The organism is Vibrio fortis, assembly GCF_000695685.1.
Taxonomy (GTDB): Bacteria; Pseudomonadota; Gammaproteobacteria; order Enterobacterales; family Vibrionaceae; genus Vibrio; species Vibrio fortis_A.
Window position 1 is genome coordinate 861,080 of the sequence record NZ_JFFR01000002.1, and the last position, 21,927, is coordinate 883,006.

22 protein-coding genes are annotated in these 21,927 nt (G+C 45.1%); 8 read left to right on the top strand and 14 right to left on the bottom strand.

What is annotated here, in order from left to right; all coding sequences use genetic code 11:
* Positions 1–90 precede the first annotated feature (90 nt).
* From lpoB to hinT, 4 genes are all read right to left on the bottom strand, one after another.
* A complete protein-coding gene (lpoB, locus tag VFDL14_RS18960; protein WP_032549502.1) occupies positions 91–681 on the bottom strand; it encodes a penicillin-binding protein activator LpoB in 591 nt (196 codons plus the stop codon).
* A gap of 98 nt (positions 682–779) precedes the next feature.
* Entirely contained in the window at positions 780–1,163 is a 384-nt protein-coding gene (locus VFDL14_RS18955; protein ID WP_032549503.1) for a YcfL family protein, read from the bottom strand.
* Complete coding sequence (locus VFDL14_RS18950; protein ID WP_408694505.1) at positions 1,163–2,488, bottom strand: COG3014 family protein; 1,326 nt, start codon at positions 2,486–2,488, stop codon at positions 1,163–1,165. The genes VFDL14_RS18955 and VFDL14_RS18950 overlap by 1 nt, the downstream gene beginning before the upstream one ends.
* Before the next feature lie 148 nt (positions 2,489–2,636).
* Positions 2,637–2,987: a purine nucleoside phosphoramidase gene (gene hinT / locus VFDL14_RS18945; protein ID WP_032549505.1), complete on the bottom strand. Its 351-nt coding sequence runs from the start codon at positions 2,985–2,987 to the stop codon at positions 2,637–2,639.
* A 278-nt stretch (positions 2,988–3,265) separates the two neighbouring features.
* Here hinT and VFDL14_RS18940 point away from each other — a divergent pair, with 278 nt between their 5' ends.
* Complete coding sequence (locus tag VFDL14_RS18940; RefSeq protein ID WP_032549506.1) at positions 3,266–5,257, top strand: methyl-accepting chemotaxis protein; 1,992 nt, start codon at positions 3,266–3,268, stop codon at positions 5,255–5,257.
* 182 nt (positions 5,258–5,439) lie between these two features.
* Positions 5,440–6,606, top strand: a complete 1,167-nt coding sequence (locus tag VFDL14_RS18935) for a DUF1887 family protein (RefSeq protein WP_032549507.1) — start codon at positions 5,440–5,442, stop codon at positions 6,604–6,606.
* 193 nt (positions 6,607–6,799) lie between these two features.
* Here VFDL14_RS18935 and udp read toward each other — a convergent pair whose 3' ends face one another.
* The 4 genes from udp to VFDL14_RS18920 form a co-directional block, all read right to left on the bottom strand.
* Positions 6,800–7,558 carry a uridine phosphorylase gene (udp, locus tag VFDL14_RS18930; protein WP_032549508.1) on the bottom strand — a complete coding sequence of 253 codons (759 nt, stop codon included), beginning with the start codon at positions 7,556–7,558 and terminating at the stop codon, positions 6,800–6,802.
* A 295-nt stretch (positions 7,559–7,853) separates the two neighbouring features.
* Positions 7,854–10,178 (bottom strand): zinc/cadmium/mercury/lead-transporting ATPase, encoded by a 2,325-nt coding sequence (locus VFDL14_RS0122925; protein WP_032549509.1) that lies wholly within the window; start codon positions 10,176–10,178, stop codon positions 7,854–7,856.
* A 131-nt stretch (positions 10,179–10,309) separates the two neighbouring features.
* Positions 10,310–11,770 (bottom strand): MATE family efflux transporter, encoded by a 1,461-nt coding sequence (locus VFDL14_RS18925; protein ID WP_032549510.1) that lies wholly within the window; start codon positions 11,768–11,770, stop codon positions 10,310–10,312.
* A gap of 118 nt (positions 11,771–11,888) precedes the next feature.
* Positions 11,889–12,305, bottom strand: a complete 417-nt coding sequence (locus VFDL14_RS18920) for a CBS domain-containing protein (RefSeq protein WP_032549511.1) — start codon at positions 12,303–12,305, stop codon at positions 11,889–11,891.
* Between the two features lie 277 nt (positions 12,306–12,582).
* On the opposite strand from VFDL14_RS18920, the gene VFDL14_RS18915 reads away from it, so the two are divergent.
* Together VFDL14_RS18915 and VFDL14_RS18910 are read left to right on the top strand one after the other, a co-directional pair.
* On the top strand, positions 12,583–12,819 hold the full coding sequence (locus VFDL14_RS18915; protein WP_032549512.1) for a hypothetical protein: 237 nt from the start codon (positions 12,583–12,585) through the stop codon (positions 12,817–12,819).
* A 183-nt stretch (positions 12,820–13,002) separates the two neighbouring features.
* The gene (locus VFDL14_RS18910) at positions 13,003–13,272 is read left to right on the top strand and encodes a hypothetical protein (protein WP_032549513.1); all 270 of its coding nucleotides are present in this window, start codon (positions 13,003–13,005) and stop codon (positions 13,270–13,272) included.
* A gap of 79 nt (positions 13,273–13,351) precedes the next feature.
* Here VFDL14_RS18910 and VFDL14_RS18905 read toward each other — a convergent pair whose 3' ends face one another.
* On the bottom strand, positions 13,352–14,308 hold the full coding sequence (locus VFDL14_RS18905) for a glycosyl transferase family protein (protein WP_050487324.1): 957 nt from the start codon (positions 14,306–14,308) through the stop codon (positions 13,352–13,354).
* Positions 14,309–14,479: 171 nt separating this feature from the next.
* Between VFDL14_RS18905 and VFDL14_RS18900 the strand changes: the two genes are divergently transcribed.
* Positions 14,480–15,088: a TetR/AcrR family transcriptional regulator gene (locus tag VFDL14_RS18900; RefSeq protein ID WP_032549514.1), complete on the top strand. Its 609-nt coding sequence runs from the start codon at positions 14,480–14,482 to the stop codon at positions 15,086–15,088.
* Positions 15,089–15,191: 103 nt separating this feature from the next.
* A complete protein-coding gene (locus tag VFDL14_RS18895; RefSeq protein ID WP_032549515.1) occupies positions 15,192–15,686 on the top strand; it encodes a peptidylprolyl isomerase in 495 nt (164 codons plus the stop codon).
* A 162-nt stretch (positions 15,687–15,848) separates the two neighbouring features.
* Here VFDL14_RS18895 and VFDL14_RS18890 read toward each other — a convergent pair whose 3' ends face one another.
* Positions 15,849–16,313, bottom strand: a complete 465-nt coding sequence (locus tag VFDL14_RS18890) for a c-type cytochrome (protein WP_235201654.1) — start codon at positions 16,311–16,313, stop codon at positions 15,849–15,851.
* Between the two features lie 134 nt (positions 16,314–16,447).
* On the opposite strand from VFDL14_RS18890, the gene VFDL14_RS18885 reads away from it, so the two are divergent.
* Positions 16,448–17,089, top strand: a complete 642-nt coding sequence (locus tag VFDL14_RS18885) for a cytochrome b/b6 domain-containing protein (RefSeq protein WP_032549516.1) — start codon at positions 16,448–16,450, stop codon at positions 17,087–17,089.
* 14 nt (positions 17,090–17,103) lie between these two features.
* Positions 17,104–17,532, top strand: coding sequence for a MarR family winged helix-turn-helix transcriptional regulator (locus VFDL14_RS18880; RefSeq protein WP_032549517.1), 429 nt, complete (start codon positions 17,104–17,106; stop codon positions 17,530–17,532).
* Positions 17,533–17,578: 46 nt separating this feature from the next.
* Here VFDL14_RS18880 and VFDL14_RS18875 read toward each other — a convergent pair whose 3' ends face one another.
* The 4 genes from VFDL14_RS18875 to VFDL14_RS18860 form a co-directional block, all read right to left on the bottom strand.
* A complete protein-coding gene (locus VFDL14_RS18875; protein WP_032549518.1) occupies positions 17,579–18,442 on the bottom strand; it encodes a DMT family transporter in 864 nt (287 codons plus the stop codon).
* A 120-nt stretch (positions 18,443–18,562) separates the two neighbouring features.
* Complete coding sequence (locus VFDL14_RS18870) at positions 18,563–19,660, bottom strand: alkene reductase (protein ID WP_032549519.1); 1,098 nt, start codon at positions 19,658–19,660, stop codon at positions 18,563–18,565.
* 13 nt (positions 19,661–19,673) lie between these two features.
* Complete coding sequence (gene gloA / locus VFDL14_RS18865) at positions 19,674–20,054, bottom strand: lactoylglutathione lyase (RefSeq protein WP_032549520.1); 381 nt, start codon at positions 20,052–20,054, stop codon at positions 19,674–19,676.
* 226 nt (positions 20,055–20,280) lie between these two features.
* On the bottom strand, positions 20,281–21,216 hold the full coding sequence (locus VFDL14_RS18860) for a LysR family transcriptional regulator (RefSeq protein ID WP_032549521.1): 936 nt from the start codon (positions 21,214–21,216) through the stop codon (positions 20,281–20,283).
* Between the last annotated feature and the right edge of the window lie 711 nt (positions 21,217–21,927).

The following is a 21,927-nucleotide window of genomic DNA, read 5'->3' on the forward strand; positions in this document are numbered from 1 at the left end:
CGTTACCGCCAGTGTCTTTTATTCTCACTCAATCCAAGTGTAGCTTAAAGAGCCGTGCATAATGCAACACTCTATATGGCTACTGCTTGATTACAGACCCAGTAGGCTCTTAGATTTTTGCTTACGGATTTCTGTTTCATCTGCCCATTCGATTAGACCAGACTCAAGATCCATTAAACGCATTGTCATTTTGTAGTAAACGTCTTGGTCACTACCGTCGTTCTTAACGATGCTTGATAGGTTGCCGTAAAGCATGTATTGAGCGCCAACCATCTTACCGAACTGAATCGCTGAGCTTTGGTTAACAAGCTCATCGTTGTTCTGGAAGTTCAGTTGTTCACGAACTGACTCAACGCGGTCCATGTCAACGAAACGGAACTTGCCTGAATTCAACATCTTAGTACTGATCGTATCTGTGATAGATTCAGTATCGATGTGCTCGCTGGTTTTGTTCTTAATACGCTCTACAAACACGATCGGACGCTGATCACGGGTGATGTAAGAAACCGAACCAGAAGCCATCATGCTATCAACCATTTCGCCAGCAATCGTTTGAAGGTCCGTAGAACCGAAATCGATGGTTGTGGTCTCTACAGCTTGCGCATCACCATAACTTACTTTGTTTGAACAACCGCCTAGAATTACTGCCAATCCTAATAGCGCAATGACACTCTTTTTCATTTTATTTCCTCACATATCCAAGCAGAACAACGCCCTACTCATAAATTTTGTTGGCTTAGCTGACCAGTAGTAGTCGTGCCCAGCTTAACCGTTAAATATTACTGTTCCCGAAACTGCACGCGAAATTGTGTCGCTTTCGGGTTCACTGAAATCTCTGACAAGGTGATGGTCTCGAAACCGCGGACAATGGCTTGCTTCCAAGGCCCTTGCTTCAAGTTCACTTCAAGGCCTGCATCGTCGTACCAGTAGAATCGATACAGGATGTTTTGGTCACCCTTGTAGTCGCTCGTCAGACGTACAAGTCCTCGGGTATGACCATCAACTTGATCGGTTCTAACGTCATCAACTAGCAGTCGACTACCCAGTACCTTGTCACCAAAAAATACGTTTTGCGTTAGGCCATCTACACGTACACCTGCTGTGTTATCCGCACAACCGGCCAAGGCTGCAACAGCCGCTAAGCTCACTAACCACTTTTTCATTACAGCCTCCCTAGCTGCTTGTGCCACATGGTGGCGTTATTCCCTTGGCGAGAAACCCAAACTAATGTGGTTTGCCCCTCTCGCACATCAAACTGATACGACTTGCCGCCCGCTTCTAGCGTGTAGTTGCCAGAAGTCGCCACATAGGTACTGCTCTTCACCTGAGCAGGTAGCGACTGCCAACTGCGAGTATCAGGTTGTTCAGTCAGCGTATTCCAAACATTGAACAACAAGTTACCGACATCATCGCCTTTGGTCGCTTCTTTACGAATTCGGTCTTTCGCGACCACTCGCAGTGCTTGGCGAATAACAATACCCGGCAGACGCTCAGATAAATCGTTCTGTGCCATTGCGTCTACATCGGTCAACAAACTGCCATTGAGCGAGGTACCGTTGATGCGAATCGACGTAAATCTTTCATTTGGCTGCTTTGAATAGTATGGCAGAGCTAGAGAATATATGGCGCCTTGGTCACGACTGTCATAAACAGGTAAATCTAAACGCCAGCTGTCCATTGCTTGTACAACGCTCTGCTCATCTAAGACGATTACTCGCCCTTCGCCAGATTTAAGAGACGCTGGCATCGAGTAGCGTTTTTTCAACTTCACCAAATCTTCACGCATACCAAGGCGCTGAGCCACCAGCATAGTGCGCTCAATAACCTGTTGATTGTCAGGCATAACCGCCAAGGCACGTCGATAATCAACATACGCACTGTTGAGGTCATTGGACGCTTCATAAAGCAGACCAGACAAGAACATCAAATAGGCATTTTGTACCGATTGTAGCTTTTTGCCTGCGTCCGGGTAGTTCGAGAGAATGCTGCCAACGTTAGCCGAAAGGCCTTGCGAGCGAGCATCATTTGCTGCTTGCTGCAATTCTGCTTCACGTTGCTTCTTTGCTTGCTCTTGAACTTGGTTAGCGCGACGCATCTCAACCAATGCGCCCTCTAAATCATTCTGTTTGAGATAATTCAGCCCAAGATAAAGATGAAGAAAGCCTAATTCATAGTCGGCTGGGGTATATTCGGTAATATTGTCATTAACTGCTAACGCACCAACGCTCGCCGCGCTGTCCGTCACCGATACCACGGCTTTATCTTGCTGAACTCTTACGGCTTGGTCTGCTTGTTCAAACCAAGACTTACTCTCTGCATATTGTTGGTCTAGTAAATATACGCGGCCTTTTTCAAGGTTATCCAAAATGTCGCCTGCGGCATAATCGGGCAATTCTTGCTGCGCTTCTGAGTAATCACCCGCTCTTAACGCTTTATACACACTCTCGTTTTGAGCACTGTAGTGACTAAACAAGTTCCCCGCAGACATGCTTGCACACCCAACGGTCAATGCCGACATCATCGCGACTGAAACGAACTTAACGTACTGTTTCAAAGATTAACTCCTGCCTATCTATACCAACCAACGCTTTGGACTACAGTTCACGCAGAAAGTTGGTATAGAAAGTCATTTTTTATTAGCTCATTAATAGTGGGCCAAGAGGGCGACCACCTACGAGGTGCATATGAATATGATAAACTTCTTGGCCACCGTGAGAGTTACAATTCACAATCAGTCGGTAACCATCTTCTGCAATACCCTCTTCTTTCGCCAGTTTACGAGCAACCGTAAATAGACGCCCCATCATCGCTTCATCTTCCGCTTCAACATCATTCGCTGTTGGAATCAGCTTGTTTGGGATAATCAGGATATGACTTGGCGCACGAGGATTAATGTCACGAAACGCGGTAACTAGATCGTCCTGGTAAAGAAGGTCTGCTGGAATATCTTTATTAATTATTTTGCTAAAAATGGTTTCTTCAGCCATGTTTTTCTCCAATAAAACATTTACTTCTAAGAGCTTTGAGTATGCGTCAAGCCACTAGAAACCTCAATCAACCTGAGCTAAAGCATAATAAAAAACAGTGTTCAAATCAAAGAAAACCCTATCAAGCGCAAAAGAATGTTATGTCGCTTATTGCTGACAGCTATTTTTGACGGGTGCGTCATAAAATGTGTTACTGGAACTCAATAGAATGCTGACACTTTTGTTACTTTGTTTTGGACCGGATTTTCGGTCTGTATTTATTTTTAGGGAGAATGGCCATGAAAGGCTCAGTGATAAAACGCATGTATGCGGGCTTCGCACTGATCATCATCATGTTTGCAATTACGATTACAATCATGATGAGCAGCATGAATCAGATACACAGTAATTTCGAAAGCGTCTCAAAATCTTCGCTGCCTCTTGTTACTCTCTCTAATCAAACCAGTGTGCAGCTACTCTCTGCAGACAAATCCTTTAAAGATTACCTCACTACACAGAATCAAGAGCGCATGACAGCAATGCGCAGTGAATTTGCTCAATCACAACAAGCATTTTCTTCTGTACTTAATGAACTTGAAGTAGCTAGCGCAACGAACCCTGTACTGGTAGAGCGTGTTGAACAGCTAAAACAACTCGAAGAGCGCTACTTCTCTGAAGCAGAAGAAGCGATGAACAACTACGTCGCGATGTTTGAAGCACAAGAGCAAGTACAAAAAGCATCGCGCGAATTCCAACGCCTACACTCAGAATTAACAGTTGGGATGAAAGAGTATGTTGCCGATCAGAAAAGCATCTCTGTGAAGGTAATGGCGAAAAGCTACTTTATTAAGCTGAAAGACGCAGAGGTGATCACCTCTGATGCTCTAGCAAGCTCAGATGTAGAGTTAGTTCAAAGCGCAGTAAACAAAAACAAAAAAGCGGTAACACACCTTAACTACGCATACCGTGGTTTAACGACTCAACTGCCCGAGCTAAAAGGCGCGTTCGATGAGTCGGTACAAAAGTTCACGAAAGACGTTGGTCAAAAAGGCGGTGTACTTGATAAACATAATAACTACCTACAAGCGAAGAAGGCACTCTACATCAACATCGCTAACCTAGCTGTAGACGTTGACCAAGCAATGGCCGTTCTGGACTCATTCAACGTCACGGCGGGTGAACAGCTTAATAGCTCACTGGCAGATGCAGGTGAAGTCTACGACCAAGGCCTAATGAAAGCTATCGCGATTGGTGTTGTGGTGACGGTATTCGCAGCAGCGATTGGCTATCACATTGCACACAGTGTGCGCGAACCTTTGACTCGTATTTTGCATGCACTTGAAGGGCTAACACAGGGTGATATGACTAAGCGTATCGACATTCGTTACGACAACGAATTTAGCCGGGTGAGTCGTCATATCAACACTCTTGCCGATAACCTACATAATATTCTAGTTAAGCTAAATGAAGCATCTGATGAGCTAACTGAAACCGCAAGCATCAACCAGAAGACCTCTTCTACAACGCAAGGTCAGCTCAGCAATCAGCGCGAACAGACTGCTAACGTGGCAACGGCAATGACAGAGATGTCACATTCGGTGCAAGAAGTCGCAAGCAGCGCGCAGAGCTCATTAACCATGGTTCAACAGGTTGAGTCAGCATCTGAATCCGGTCGTCAAATCATGAACACCAACATCAGCACCATCAATCAGCTAGAGACTCGCCTCAATGAGTCGGTTGTCGCTGTGGGTGAACTGCAACAGATGAGTAGCCAGATTGGCTCAATCCTAGATGTAATTCGTGGTATTGCAGAACAAACCAACCTACTTGCACTCAATGCCGCTATCGAGGCTGCACGTGCGGGTGAACAAGGCCGTGGCTTTGCTGTAGTAGCTGACGAGGTTCGCGTTCTTGCTCAGAAGACCACGCAATCTACCTCTGAGATTGAAACTATGATCAGCAACCTACAGTCGAGCTCTAAGACAGCAGGTAACGTGATTGAGAGCTGTATGAATGATATGGAAATGTCGGTTGAGCAGGCTTCCAATGCCAATAGTGCGATGGAAGAGATTCAAGCGCTTATCCTAGAGATCAGCCACATGAGTACACATATTTCTCAGGCGGCAGCAGAACAAAGTGAGACATCGAGCGACATTGCACGCAACATTGAAGACATCAACCACATTGCGGATGCAAGTTATCAAGCGATGTCGTCAATCGCTCAAGCGAGTGAGAACCTAACGATTCTTGCGAACCAACAAGGAGATTTGGTGCACCAATTCAAACTTTAGGTCCACTTTAAAGCGAATAAAGGTAAGACTTTGCTCGCACCAAATCGTTAACTGACTGAACAAGGGTAACTTTTATCAAAGGTTACCCTTGTTTTTTTAAGGCGTTGTCATTATATGAGTATTATGGCTTGCTGCTTTCCGTTACGATCCCATTTTGAGCGAGCCAATATTAAGGAATTTATATGGCTGTTCACGTTGGCATTATTGATCAAGACCCCATTAGGTTGATTACCCCGTTATTGGATAATCGAACCGTCAGTTCTCACATTGTTTTTATCGGTGACAAGACTCAAGAAGGCATGTATCTGCGCCTTCACTCTGTACTCCAAAAGCGCGACATTACCAGTGAGTTCTTTGAGATTCCTACCATCGTCAACACCTCTGTTATCAAAGAATCAATTCAAAACTTAGCCGAAGATCTCAAGGCGCGTGGTCAAGAAGTCAAGCTGAACGCAAGTTGTGGCCTAAGACACCGCCTACTCTCTGTTTACGAAGTATTCCGAACTTACCACTGGCCGATTTTCGTGGTTGAACCAAACAGTGACAAACTGTGTTGGTTATACCCAAATGGCAAAGAAGACGCACAAGTACAAGATCGCATCACCATTGATGACTACCTAACTGTATTTGGTGCTCGTGGTGAATTTAATGATTTCGAATTGCCACCACAGCTAGATCAGAAACTCTACGAGCTAGGTGAACGCTGGGCGAGTAATGCCCTTGAATTAGGGCCAGGTCTAGCAACGCTAAACTACCTAGCAACAACATGTCGTAAAGAGCAGAAACTGGACGTTGAGCTTTCAGAGAAGCAACAAGGCTATCGTGAGCTGAACATGCTGCTTACAGACCTCGTTGAAGCAAAAATCGCGACCTACCAAGACGGTATTTTGACCTTTGCTAATGAAGATGCGCGTCGTTTCTCGAACGGTGAATGGCTAGAAACACTGGTGCACAGCACGGTGAAACAGATTCAAGATGACATGCCAACCATTCAAGACCGCTCGTTAAACGTTCAGGTTTATCGCCAGCTTGGTGAGCGCGAAGTACGTAATGAGCTGGATGTCGCGTCAGTAGTCAACAATAAACTGCACATCATCGAGTGTAAGACCAAGGGTATGCGTGACGATGGTGATGACACCTTATACAAGCTGGAATCGCTGCGTGACCTACTAGGTGGCCTTCAGGCGCGAGCTATGCTGGTCAGCTTCCGTCCACTACGCCATAACGACATCACTCGTGCAGAGGATTTAGGGTTAGCTTTGATTGGCCCTGATGAGTTGAAAGACCTTAAGACACATCTAACGTCTTGGTTTGCGGCCGCAGGCGGTCACGAAGACCTAGAGTACTAAGCAAGTAAGCGACTAAGCTGTCAAAGACTCACTTCTCACACATTAAAGGCGCATCATGCGCCTTTTTATTTGTCTTAAATTTCACTCTGACGCTGATCGACACATACAAAAAAGCCGCACCAGTAAGTGCAGCTTTTGAGGATTTAAATCAAGCTATCTTGGGCGATAACTGAATTAAACAGTATCGAAGCGATTAAAGCATTTTACGCGCAGCTTCTACAACCACTTTGATTGAGCGTGCTTCTGTCTCTTTTAGAGTATCGTGATCTGGGATCTCTTTCTGTGTACGGTTGATAATAACACCCGCTACACAACCTGCTTTCAGGCCAGAACTTGCACACATAGTTAGCAGTGTTGCAGATTCCATTTCGAAGTTAAGAACGCCCATGTCTTGCCACTCTTGCATAGAACCTTGGAAACGCTTAACAACGCGACCAGAGAACGTGTCGTAACGCTCTTGACCTGGGTAGAACGTATCGCTTGATGCTGTAACACCAGTGTGAACAGTTGCGCCAGACTCTTCTACTGCCGCTTTCATTGCTGTTGCGATTTCGAAGTCAGCTACTGCTGGGAACTCCATTGGAGCAAAGTGTAGGCTTGCACCGTCTAGACGAACAGAGCCCGTTGTTACAATCATGTCACCCACGTTTACGTGAGGTTGGATTGCACCAGTTGTACCAACACGTAGGAAAGTGCGTACACCTAGTTGTGCTAGCTCTTCTACAGCGATAGATGTAGATGGACCACCAATACCAGTAGAACAAACAACCACAGGCTTACCGTCTAGCTCAGCGCGGTACAGCGTGTACTCACGGTGGCTTGCTAGAAATACTGGGTTTTCCATTTCGTCAGCGATTTTTTGTACACGTGCAGGATCACCTGGGATGATCGCTAGTGTCGCACCTTGAAGATCAGCTTCAGTAATACCTAAGTGGAAAACAGCTTGAGACATAGTTTGCTCCTTGTGGCTTATTGAGTGTTCATCACCCTTATCTAAGCGCATTATAAGTTTGTGGGGTACGTGTTTACTCTAACCAAGCTATTCACAAAATGAAGTGACAATCGTCACACCTCTCCACGCAACATACACTCAAGTTTCACGAAAAACCGATTGGCATCACACTTTTACCGTAATCGACCAGCTTCGTTGCATAATAATGACGAAAAAAACGCCTCTAGTTCATAAAACACAAATCAAACAACATGCGCTTAATAAACTAGAGGCGTCCTGTAACTAATTAGACGCCCTAATCAGCTTTTGACTTAAATCTTAGTAGTCTTAAAGCATTAAGTGTCACAAGCGCGGTTGCGCCACTATCGGCAAGCACGGCTACCCATAAGCCAGTAATACCAAATAGGCTCGTCACCAAGAAGACACCTTTTAACCCCAACGCCAAAGCGACGTTCTGACGAATGTTTCTCATGGTTGCCTGTGACAGCTCAATCATAGCTGGCAGTTCAGTTAAACGATTGTGAGTCAGTGCCGAGTCTGCGGTTTCCAAAGCTACATCGGTGCCGCCTCCCATAGCAATACCTACGTTGGCAGTTTTCATTGCTGGCGCGTCGTTAATACCATCACCCACCATAGCGACATGAGAACGGCGAGTCAGCTCTTCAACATAACTCACTTTATCCGCAGGCAATAGGCTTGCTTTGTACTGCATGCCAACCACAGAGCTGATTGCCTCGGCACTGCGAGGGTTATCGCCCGTCAACATAATCGACTCAACACCCAACTGGCTTAAACGCTCTACTGCAGCTTTGGCGTCACTGCGCAAAGTATCTTGCCACGCAATCAAACCAATGACGGTCTGAGGAAGCTCTACTGCGACTACCACCGTCTTGCCTTGCATTTCAAGCGAAGCAACCTGTTCTTGTACTGAAGAATCAAGAGCAAACATCACTTTCGATGGTGAAAGCACCTGATAAGTCCGTCCTTCGACGTCACCTTCAACGCCACTACCAATAAGGGCACGTTTGTTCTCAGATTCAGGAATATCAATCCCCATCTCTTTAACTTTATTGACGAGAGACAGTGCTAATGGATGGCTTGAACCAACTTCAATCGCACCAATCACACGCAATAACTGTTGCTCGTTCCAATCTTGCAACGGTGTCACGTTAGTAACTTGTGGCTTGCCCTCGGTCAGTGTGCCTGTTTTATCAAACGCAATGGTTTCAACTTTACCTAACTGCTCTAGCGCTGCACCACCTTTAATCAAAGCACCACGTTTTGCCGCCGCAGCCAAGCCAGACGTAATCGCAGCGGGTGTCGAGATAACCAAGGCACATGGACACGCAATCAACAGTAGCGCGAGTCCACGATAGACCCAAGTTTCCCAAGGTTGAGCAAACAAGCTCGGCGGAATCACAATTACCATCAAGGCCACAAACATCATTAGCGGCGTATACCAACGGCTAAATTTATCCAGGAATCGTTCTAGTGGTGCTTTGCGTGATTCTGCTTCTTCAATCAAATGAAGAATTCGGTCTATCGCATTCTCACCTTGTTTAGAAGTGATCGTGATACGAACAACCTTATCGACCACAACCGCACCCGCCATGATGGCGTTGCCTTTTACATGTTCAACAGGGACAGATTCACCAGTGAGTGCACTCTCATCGAAGCTAGCGGCGTAAGTGATCAATTGACCGTCTGCTGGCAGTCGAGCACCAGGAGAGACTTCAATAACGTCGCCAGGCTTAAGCTCCGTCACTGCAACATCAACACGTTCGCCATCGACAATTTGAGTCGCATTTTCAGGTACCAACGCCATCAATGCTTGTACACCACTGCGTGCACGGGATGAAGCAAAGGCCTCTAAACGTTCACCGATTAAGAACAACAATAGAACCATGGCTGCTTCTACTGTTTCCCCCAAATACAGGGCACCCAAAGCAGCGACACTCATCAAGGTTTCAATGGCAAAAGGAGTACCAGAACGAGCGAGCTTCACCGCTTGTTTTGCGACTGGGTAAAGTCCCAGCAAACAAGTGACAATGAACAATCGCTCACTTAAAACAGGACTGAAATCTTTGATTAAGGTCGCGAATAACATCGCTGCGGCAATCGCAATGATCTGGAGATTTGGCTGAATGTGAGATTGCCAGAAGGTCGCTGGCTCTTGCTTTTTCTTAGCGCCAACTTCATTCAAACTGAAGCCCGTTTTTTGAACGGCGGTTTCAATGGTTTCAGTGAGTTCAACTTGATCGTATTTCACGACCAGTTTTTCCGTCGCAAACAGAACCTTGGCTTCAATAACACCAGGAATAGCTATAACGGCTTTTTCTACTTTTCGTGCACAGGCTGGACAGTCCATACCTGAAACAAGCCAACTTGTGGTGAGTTTACTGTTTAATTCAACAACTACGGATAGCCGGTCCTCTTCTCCACTGTCTGAACCACAACAACTTTCGCCACCAGCAGCAGGCTCAGCTGTTGCACAGCACGAAGATGAGCTGGTAGAAGCAGCAGTTATGCTAGTGATTTTAGGGCTACCGCAGCTTGAAGCTACAGGTTTGTTTTGAATATCCGCTTTGGTTGAGCGGCACGCGGCATGTTTTGCACACATAATAAATTCTCCTTAATACTCGACTGCTTAAGGGGTTCCTAGTTGAGATAGGCGAAATACCCCTCCAGTGCACCTGAAGTATAAACCTTGGAGTCATCTCCAAGGTCAAGGAGAAATAGTGAAAAAAGAATCTAAGTTTTTGCGTCGCTCAGCTCTTCTCGGTTAGCAGAAACGTCATCGATCAATACCGCGTCATGAGAACAGAAAGGTTGGGTATTCAAACTCACCATTGATACATCCTCCTGTTCCACTTCAACTTCAGCACCTTTCATTAGCTCTGCAATATGGAAACGCAACACAAGGACGCCCAGTACACCAAACACCACATTCCCTAGCGCTTGGCCATACAAAACACCAAGAGCACCATACCATTGAGAGCCAAGGTAAACGAAAGGCAAAGTTCCGAGCGTCGCTTTACCTAGGTTTAACGCCGTTGAATAGAGAGGTTTGCCCAAGTTGTTGAACGATGTATTCGCAACAAACAGAGCGCCATTAAAGGTAAAGGTGATCGCAACGTAGCTACAGAATGCCGCAACAATGATCGAGGCATCGCCTTGTAGGCTGAACATCGAAATAACGAAGTCTTGTAGGAAGTAAAGCAAGATGCAAACGGCAATGGTATACGCGGTTGTAACAAACAGGGAATTGTTGAGCGTTTCCTTCACTCTATCCATACGCTCAGCACCGAAGTTCTGACCAATGATAGGACCAACAGCACCAGATAGTGCAAAAATTACTGCAAAACAGACTGGCGTTAAACGGCCAATTACCGCAAACCCTGCAACAAAGTCTTCGCCATATTGAGCGATACCCGTTGTCACAATTGCGTTACCAATTGGCGTTGCGGTGTTGGTGATTATGGCTGGCAAAGCAATGGCAAGAATTGGACGAAGATTGAAACGCCAATGAGCGATTGATGGTTTCGCTACTAAGTCGTGGCTACGAATAAGTGGGTAAAGAGAGAAATAAAGCACGGTAAAGCGTGCAATGACCGAGGCCAATGCTGCACCTTCAATGTTCCAACCAAATCCAAAAATAAATAGAGGGTCGAGAATCGCATTCACGATGCCCCCCGACAGCGTCGCCCACATAGAGCGCTTCGCATCACCAGCAGCTCTCAGCCCAGCACCCGCCGCCATCGCCAAAGCTAAGAATGGGCCGCTAGGAAGTAGAATCTGCAAATAGGCTTGTGCTCTTTCTGCAGCAAGTCCTTGCGCACCAATAGCATCCAGCAGTTCGGGAATATGAATATACATTGCCGCCGTTACGAGTGAGCTGATCGTAAACGCCGTCATCATGATACTGACACTAAGCTGTTTCGCGTGGTCTCTATCTTTCGCTCCAATGGCTTTGGAAACTAAGGCCCCCATTGCAATCGAGGTACCGATTGAAACAGAGGTTGAGAAAAACGTTAGCGTCCCAGCGAAACCTACAGCAGCAGCCAATTCAACCTGACCCAACATACTGATAAACAGCATATCGAGGAGATCGACCACAAACAGAGCCATCAAACCAACAGAGCCAGCTCCAGACATCACCAAAATGTGGCGCATTGTTGAGCCTTCGACAAACTTGGCCGTTTGATTTGACATGAATCGTCTCCGTGGTTGAAAGCGTGAATGCAATAAGATTTCTACAAATAACAAAAGGCGCTAGTGCGCCTTTTATAAATTTAGATTAATCGGAAAAATAATCATTTCGAACAAAGAATTATACAGGATGTTGGAAGCAATCATCTAAGTTTTTACCAATCGCCCTCAAAACATCAGTACGCGTTATCATGCCAACGAGTCTTTCATTATCGATAACTGGGTATGCTTTTGGCTTACCAACTTTCATCAAGTCTGCCAGTTCGATAATCGAAAGTTCTGGAGATACCGAAAGCACTTCAGGATGCATACAATCACCGACAGTGTGTGTGTCTTGACAGAAGTAGCTCACCTTAACCAACTTTTCTAACAAATCCTGTTCTGAAAGGAAGCCTATCACCTTCTCACTTTCATCAATCACGGGACCACCCATATGGTGACTGCGCATTACTTTGTCTAGCGCGAGACTTAACGGCATATCAGGAGTGAACGTCACAACCTGTAGCGTCATGTAATCTTTCACTTTAATCGAATTCATCGCTTTCTCCCTAAAAACTCTTAGCCAGGTCTTATGTCGTACCTATATGTTAATTGTTGTCTAAAATCTTGATTTTACTAAATGGATTTCAACAATTTTATTGATAGGCAAAACCTAATTTCTAAGAAATGTGAGGTGGCATAAGGGCTGAGGCACATAAAGCGAGTTGTAATAAACGTCAGCTATATCCTTACAAGCCATTACTTTTCGATACTTTTTTGTGATTCGAGATCCTGTAACCTTGCTTGCACACCATTTTTTTGCCGATAAAAGACGTATGCAATATCACCAAGCTCTCTATGCTTTTGTCTATGCAGACAAAGACGGTATCGATAAAACCCTCGTTGGCCACTTCAATGAAAAAGAGCGCCCATTGATGTCTAGCTGCAGTGAAGAGATCACCAAAATGTCCTACGCTGCCATCGAAATCGCAGCCAAACGCGAACTAAAAATCAGACTCGTTAAATATCAAAAAGAGCATGAAGTTGACTTTAGTCGTTTCGTAGAATCTTGATCAGCAGTCAGCTGTATCGAAAGCGATGCAACCAACATCGCTCGCTAATGTGATACAGCTTCTGGGCTGTGCCAGAGTTGAAGTTGAAATAAGCGTAGAAATTGAAACAATAGGCAAGTTCTCGTATCTTAGAAGACGATAGAGACACGTCTTACTATTTCGACCATTTAACCTCGGCACATTATGGCTTCCAAACTCCTTACTTCGATCAAATCATTCTTCAACGAAGTCTTAGACTTTCAATCTCGCATCTGGGTTATCCATATCGTGGAAGAAGCGATCACAGATCAGTCTTTCGTCATCAACGAAGATGGCTTCAAAGAGCCTTTAGAATGGATGAAAAAACGCAGATATAGTGAGAACATGCTCGAACGTGTCGATAAGATGAGAATCTCTCAAATCATTGAATTGCAGATGGGCAACATTTCGCACCGCTTGATGAGAGTGAAGTAATCGTACTTAAAAAAAGGCCAGCACCGCTGACCTTAATGATTTTAATCTGTCGACTTTCAATAGCTATCGACATTCAAAGCTAACGACGACAATACGCTTCCCACAGTTCAGAAGCACGCTTATACGCTTCGGGCTTGTCATGAGTCTCAGCAAACAATATCGCCGTCATCGTATCGACCACGCTGTTAGCCATCATCTCCATTTCGTCTTCAGGTGTGCCGAACACGCAGCTTTCTGGTAGCGATAGCCCTTCATGCATGCTGCCCTTCCAATAAAAAGACTCTACCTTCTCAGGAGAACTCAACCAAACGGTTTGGCTTACCTTCGGGTTATATTCCGACTCACCATTCTGCCCCTTAAAGGAGATCACCGAATGCGATTTATTGCCGATTACATGCTCAACTTCCGCGTGTAATTGAGGGAAACCTGGGTGAAAGCTGCCACGGACACCTAATCGACCACCACCAGGGTTAAGGGCACGAACCACGGTATTAATTGGCGTACGTAAACCGTAACGGTGTTTCCAACCAATCATGGTTTGAGCTTCAGGAGCAAAGTTTGCCAAAGGAAGGTAGGCAATACCCTCTTTCTCTAGGATCTCTTTCGCGTGCTCAGGATTATCAGCACGCTGCACATTCACATCTTGAAGATGCGTTTCTACATGCGTTCGGCCACTCGGTTTGTCCATATAACCGTGCATTAAAATCTTATAGCCACTATCCGCTAAAATTCTCGCAGCCAGCAAGTTCCATGGCTTACCGCTGCTTGAATCGTTGCGTTTACCGGCATAACAAGGCCAATCAATGTCTGCGCCCAAATCCGGAACTCGAGATTGGAATGCTTTTACAAAGCCAGCAATCTCTTCATTCGTTTCATTTTGTACGCGAATTAGCATCAGTAGCATCGCCATCTGGTCGTCTCCAACTTGACCACTCAAATACTCATCCATGATGCGATAGGCCTGTTCAAACGTCAGAGGTTTACGACCTCTTTCTCCTCGTCCAACAGTACGAATACACTCTAAAATACTACTCATTGATGTCTAATTCTCTTCTCTCTAACAACTAAAAATAAGAAACCTGCTTCGATTCTATGCTACCCAGCCAGTCAAGCAAAGCGCTACGGCACAATCCTTGATACTAAAAGTAAACTAGTTAGTGTAAAATAATAGAATACCGTGCTAATTTGAGATTAAGTTGTATTTCTAATGACCGTTAAAAAAACACTGAGCCAAAAGAAACGTGAAGCCATTGTTGAAGCTGCCATTGCCGAGTTCACCGAAAATGGATACAAGTCCACCAGCATGGATAAGATTTCGGCGAGAGCAGAAGTATCAAAGCGCACTGTCTACAACCACTTTGCCAGCAAAGAGCTGTTGTTAGATGAGATTCTCGATAGCATCTGGACCAAAACATTAGCCGCAACTCACTTCCCATATCAGCAAGAGCTGTCAATGGCTGAGCAACTGACCGCAATTGCCAATCAAGAACTCGATTTACTCGAATCTGAGGGCTTTATTAATCTTTCTCGTGTGTTGTTTTCTGAGTACTTCCACAACAAAGAACTCGCTTATCAAGCAATGGAGAAATACTCTCAAGCTGAGAGTGGCTTGACCATTTGGATTAAAGCAGCGCTAGCAGACGAACGCTTAATTGAACTTGACCCTCACTTTGCCTCAACTCAGTTTATCGCTCTGCTTAAGTCATTCGCGTTCTGGCCGCAGATCATCGGTCACGCACCCTCACCAGATAAGGCACAACGAAACCACATTATTGACTCTAGCGTGCAGATGTTCCTAAAACAGTACCAACGCTAATCCCGCAATCAGTTGTGTGAAAGCCAGTATCATTGCTGGCTGTTCAGCAACGTTCACGTATACTTCAACTCATTATTTATCTAGCAATACAACGAGTAACTTTATGATCATTTTGACGACAAACTTTGGTGATATCGAAATCGAACTGAACTTTGATAAAGCGCCAGTGACTTCTAAGAACTTTCTAAAGTACTGTGAAGACGGCTTTTATGAAGGGACAACTTTTCACCGAGTGATCGAAGGTTTTATGATCCAAGGTGGTGGCCACACCATTGATATGACCGAAAAACCGACGCGTGCACCTATCGTCAACGAAGCAAACCGCGGTCTAAAAAATGTCGTAGGTTCAATTGCGATGGCGCGTACTGATGCCCCACACTCAGCAACGGCTCAGTTCTTTATCAACCTAGATGACAATGATTTTCTTGATTACACAGCGACGACCAATGCTGGTTGGGGCTACGCAGTGTTTGGCAAAGTGATTGCAGGTATGGATGTTGTAAAGAAGATTGGTGTTGCGCCAACGACGACACGCTGGGGACATGAAGATGTACCATGTGAAGATATCGTTATTTCAAAAGTAACGATCAAGCAATAAGACTGACGCTTTCCAGTAGAGGCTCTTCAGCAACTACGACATATCACTAGTCGGTGCACAGCACGAACATCTGCTGTGCACCGCTAATCAATACATCACAAACTGTCTAACCCGTCAGCACTCCGGCTATTGCGTAGATTAGTACAGCTAAACGTTTGTCATTTACCAACGAGAACGATAGCTGCGGTGGCAGGCCTTACATGTTCCGTTGGCCTTATCCAAACCACTTTTTGCCGCTGAGCTATTCTGCTCCAAGCTTGCTTGCAGTAGCTCTTGGTAACCTTCGTTCATCTCTAACATCAGACGCTCAAACTTTTCTGGCTTTTTCCAAACATCTGCTTTTGCCTTTCCGCCTTCACTGCCCTTATCAAAACTCGCCAACAAGGTTTCACCATGCGCCGATAACTGTTGACTGGTCTGTTGCAACGAAGACCAATCCACATTGTTCTTTCTAAGCGCGGAATTTGCCGATTTGCTCAACTTTTCAATCGATTGAAAGGCGTCTTGACGAGCTTGTACCGCATCCACCGTTTGCTCAGCTGCAGCGATAGAAACTGAAAGTGGTGACAGAGCGCTAAAAGCAACAAGGGCAGCTAAAGATAATGGTTTCACGTTAAATTTTCTCATAATCGATTCTCTATTCTGGGCGATTTTCAGGACGGTTGGTAAACTCAATGAAGATTAATTTACACAGCAATAGTTGCAATTGCAACTGTTGCTGTGTAAATTAAATTCAAACCACTTACATCAGGAATCACATTATGAAGATTTGGGACTTACCGACTCGCCTATACCACTGGCTTCAAGCTGCACTCTTCGTTGGACTCGCCGCATCAGGCTTTAATGGACAAGGTCCGCATATTTATCTGGGGCTTGCCCTATTCTCGCTTCTGATTTGGCGAATCATTTGGGGCGTAGTTGGTAGCGACACTAGCCGGTTCGCTCAATTTATCTCGTCACCGGCCAAGATCATTCGATATCTATCTGGCAAAGAATCGACCAAGCAAGGCCATAACCCACTTGGTGCATGGATGGTTGTCGCGATGATCGCAGTTCTAACGCTTCAATGTTTAAGTGGGATTGTCATTGCTGGCCTATTGGATAACGTAATTGGACAATGGCTAACCGATGAAGTCTTCAACGCAATGGTCACACTTCACATCATTGCGGCACGTGCTTTGGTCGCGTTTGTGGCTCTCCACCTGCTCGCCATCATCATCTACAAAGTGCGCTCAAAGCCTTTAGTTTGGGCGATGATCAGTGGACAAAAAACAATGGATTCAACGGACATACACGGAAACGCCGGCGATGTTTTGCACTTTGCCTCGAATAGAAAAGCTTTTGTCGTGCTAATTGCAGCGGTATTAGTTACGATGACAATAGTTGTAGCATCACTATTCTAGATAGGTATTCGATAATGTCTGAGACGTTTGATAGACAAAACAGTTTTGGTTGGATGATCAATGTGATCGCCAACAAAGCCTCGAAAGAGTTCGATCATGAACTGAAAAAGCATGGGCTCACCATCGCTTTATGGCCGACTTTGATGTGTTTGTGGGAAGAAGAAGGTGTCACGCAAAAAGACATTGCTATCAAGTCAAAGGTGGAGAATTCAACAACGACTCGCACTCTAGACAAACTCGAGAAGCTAGAGCTTGTTGAACGTAGAGCCGATCCTGAAAGCCGTCGCTCATTTAGAATCTATCTAACTGAAAAGGGAAAAGCACTTGAAGAGACCTTAATCCCAATACCAATGCGCTTGAACAAAGAGCTACTCAGTGCATTAGATGAATCCGAGCAACAACAGATGCTTCAGCTACTGAAAAAGATGGTTGCTGATATCTAACTGGTAGCCATGATACCCCGCTTGGGTTCTGCCAAGCGGTGGTGGATTAGCCCTTTCTCGACAGGCGAATATAGCAAAACAGTGCGCCAATAATCACCGCTCCGCCGGCAAGCTTTTGTAGTTCAACCGTCTCACCAAGCATGGTCACGCTTAAGATCAATGTCCATACAGGCTCAAGGATCATAATAAGCGCGGCAACCTCCATATTCACTGAGTGTTGGCCTACCGTTTGCAGCAAGTAACGAATCGCTGTCGCGACCACCGCAGACACCGTAAACCAGAAGATCAACGAGCCGGTAATTTCGAATTCAGGCTGTCCCGTCATTGCAGCAAATGCCATACCGCTAATGCCCACCATAAACAGCTGAATACAGATCGAAGCTATAGGCTTAACATTGTTCGTTACTCGTTTGTTCATGACAAAGTGAAGCGACAGCATGATTGAAGCGAGTAGAAAATAGATTTGGCTGTCTTCAAACGCCCAGCCATTGGTGAGCGTAAGCAGTAACATGCCGATGATTGAGATAGGAAACGATAACCAGAACGCACGGTTTGGCTTCACGCGGAAAATAAGCCATGAAACAAACGGCGCAATGATCATTGCTAGGCTGGTAATGAATGCCCCTTCAGACAGGCTGTCAGTAATCGAGACAGCATATACCCACACCTGAAGTGAGCCGGATAGAATCAAACCGACGCCCGCTATCCCCAACAATTGAGACCAACTCAATTGACGAATCAAACGAAAACAGAATGGCAGAAGAATCAGGCTAGCAATGAAAAAACGCACACCGATGAATAGCGGCCCTGGCATCTCCAGTACCACCAGCTTTGACGCAATCCATCCAACTGCTGCCAATAGCGTTGCGCCTAATAGATAAACTTCACCACCGAGTGCTTTTAGTTTCATGTATCCTAACCCTAGAGCTTGCCCAGATTAATGATCAACTGAGCCAGAACAAAAAAAGCAACCCCACGTAAGCAAGGTTGCTAATTTACAAAGTAAAACAGTATAAACCGTCTTTATTGATTAGGCAGTATATTCTGGATAATCCGTCAGACCTTTTTCCGCACCACCGAACAGAGTGTTAGGATCATGCGCTGCTAGCGGGTAACCATGTTGAATACGTGCTGGTAAATCAGGGTTCGCAACAAATGGACGGCCAAAACCAATCATATCCGCAGTGCCTTCTACCACCGCTTCTTCACCACGCTCACTGTTGTAACGACCAGCCCAAATCAATACACCTTGATACGCTTCACGTACTGCTGTTTTGAACACTTTTGGCGTTTCTGGCGCGTCGTCCCAATCAACTTCAGCAATGTGCAGGTAAACGATCTTGTATAGGTTAAGTAGCGCAGCAGCAGCTGTGTAAGTCTCTACAGGAGTCGCATCAACCGTACCATTCAATGATGTGAATGGCGCAAGGCGAACACCAACACGCTCAGCGCCAATGGCATCAACCATAGCTTCAACCACTTCACCTAAGAAACGCAGACGGTTTTCAATAGAACCACCGTATTCATCCGTACGGTTATTCGCCTCAGAATCAATGAATTGGTTTACTAGGTAACCGTTCGCTGCATGAAGTTCAATACCATCAAAACCAGCTTCAATCGCATTCAGAGCTGCTTGGCGGTACTGCTCGACCACCATTTTGATGTCATCTTTGGTCATTTCACGTGGCTCAACTACATCCACAAAGCCCGGCTCGTCGGTACCATTATCAATAAACACTTTCACGTTTTCCGCTTTCAGTGCAGATGATGAAATTGGTTGTTCGCCACCAATGTTGTCTGGGTGCGTTACACGGCCTACATGCCATAGCTGTGCGAAAATCTTACCGCCTTTCTGGTGTACTGCATCAGTCACCTTTTTCCAGCCAGCGATTTGCTCTTGAGTATAAATACCCGGAGTCCAAGCGTAGCCTTGGCCCATTGGAGAGATTTGAGTACCTTCAGCAATAATAAGACCAGCAGAAGCACGCTGTGCGTAGTATTCAGCCATCATCTCGTTCGCAATGTTACCCGGCTGTGTTGCACGAGAGCGAGTCATCGGAGGCATCACAATACGGTTTGCTAGAGTCAATGAACCTAATTGAATTGATTGAAATAGTGCGTCTTTCATTTTTCTGCCCTTATTATTTTTCTAGTTGGATAAGTTCGATAGCGTAGCCATCAGGATCTTTAACAAACGCTATATGCGTTGTGCCACCAAGAACTGGACCTGGCTCACGCGAAACATTGCCACCCAGAGCTTTAATGTCAGCACATGCAGAGTAGATATCTTCAACGCCTAGTGCTAGGTGACCAAAGGCATTGCCCATCTCGTACTCGTTGGTATCCCAGTTGTAAGTCAGCTCGATGGTTGTTCCGCCCTGCTCATAACCAACAAACACAAGTGTGTAGCGATATTCCTGATTTTCGTGACGCTCTAGCTCTTTCATGCCCAACACTTTTGTGTAGAACTCAATCGACTTATCTAGGTCAGCAACGCGAATCATAGTATGTAGGAATTTCATAGTTTCACCTTATTGGGCTCTGCGTACTCGCAGAAAAAATCATTGGCACTCGCCATTTCTTGAGGTGAATATTACGAAATGAACCTAGAGACGTGAAATTATCATTAGCTATTAATCTAATAATTTTTTGTTATCAACAACAAATCATTGAACAGAGTGAAAGACAGACAGGGCTGGCGATTAGCTAACCAGCCGAGGACAACCAAAAAGGAGTTGGGAGAGACGACTAAAAGACCAAAGGTTTGTCGTTGGTTATGTCCGAGAGCTTGTGGGAAGACCCTAAAACTTGATCTCTAAACCAGCTGTGCGCTGGGTCTGCAGTTTGACGCTTAAGCCATATCAAATAGTGAGCAATAGGTTGATACTCAAAAGGCGGTTTCAAGAGCTGTAACTTAAGCTGCTCTTGAAACTGCAACGCCAGCGATATCGGCAATGCAGTGATGTAATCCGACTGACTCACCAGCAGCATGCTACTGAATAGAGACCTACCACGAAACACGATCTCTCGTTGGGACAAATCGAGCGAGGTATAGTGCTCAAGGCTTCTAGCTTTGCGACGTCTTCGCTCTAGCACCGCATGTTTCTCTTGCAGGAATTGTTCTTGTGTTATCTTGCCTTGAATCCTCGGGTGGCCCTCTCTACAAATAACGACAACGTCACTTTCAAGTAGCTGAACACTTTCGATACTTGGATGTTCAGGGACCAAGATGTCGATCATTGCATCGTATTTACTGGACAAAAGATCTTCATAAATACTATCGTCGTCATCGTCTTGGTCATGAACAGCGAGTTGAAGGTTAGGATTAGGCAATGAGCCAAAGTGGTTGAGCAACATCCACTGCAAATGTTCTGGGCTCGAAAGTGAAAACTTACGGTGAGAGCGTTGAGGATCGAAGTCCGCCATTGAACTAAACACACCATTGAGTTGCTCAATTGGCTCTTTGATCTGTTTATACAGCATTTGCGAGTATGAAGTCGGGACAACACCGCGCCCTTTACGAACAAACAATTCTTGCCCAACATCCTTCTTTAAACGACTTAATGACGTGCTGATCGTAGATTGATTGGTGCCAAGTTGGGTAGCGGCTTTGCTGAGGCTTCCTTGCTCCATAACGGCTGAGAAAACCGCAAGGAGGTTAAAGTTTGGGATGTCGTTGCTCATAATCCACCTTAGTTTAGAATCCAACAACACATTAGTATCGTATTTACGATAATACAAACCAATTTAGTTAAAAAATCACTACATTTAAACCATTAACCCATCGGTAAGTTTAGGTCTCTACTACAACGATGTTGAATCACGGAAAGCTAAATAGATTGTCATGATATCCGAGACACTGATTATCTCGCTCCTCACTATATCTAAGCAAAAATTTGTATAGCATAGTCCTCATCTTGTTTTCGCATACTAATATAGAAAGGGTTGAGGTATTTATTTCTTATATCACTTAGATTTTATGTATTAGAGAATGACCTGAATACTTACCGCTTCATTGATCTTAACCAAGCTAACAGAAGAAGTTTAGTTGGCCAATTTGATCGCTCTCAAATTAATTCCTCCCCATAATCGGCACGAGAATGACCTATCGCTTTTACGATATTTCGAAATCGTAATCCCTAGTAGATCCACCGAAATACTCTTTCTATTATCCTTCCAACAAATTAATCCAACCACGAAATAATACTTAGATGAATACATTCAAGTGTGGCATTGACGCGGTTTAATAATGCACATTGTTTTCTATTTATTTCGGGGATAACTAGCACGGCTTATTTGTTCCGGGTGCTTTGCCCGATGTATAGAGAATTCGTAGCTTAGACTTAACGATGCCACTTTTGAACGAGACTTTTTTGCTTATTATCTAGCCCCTTA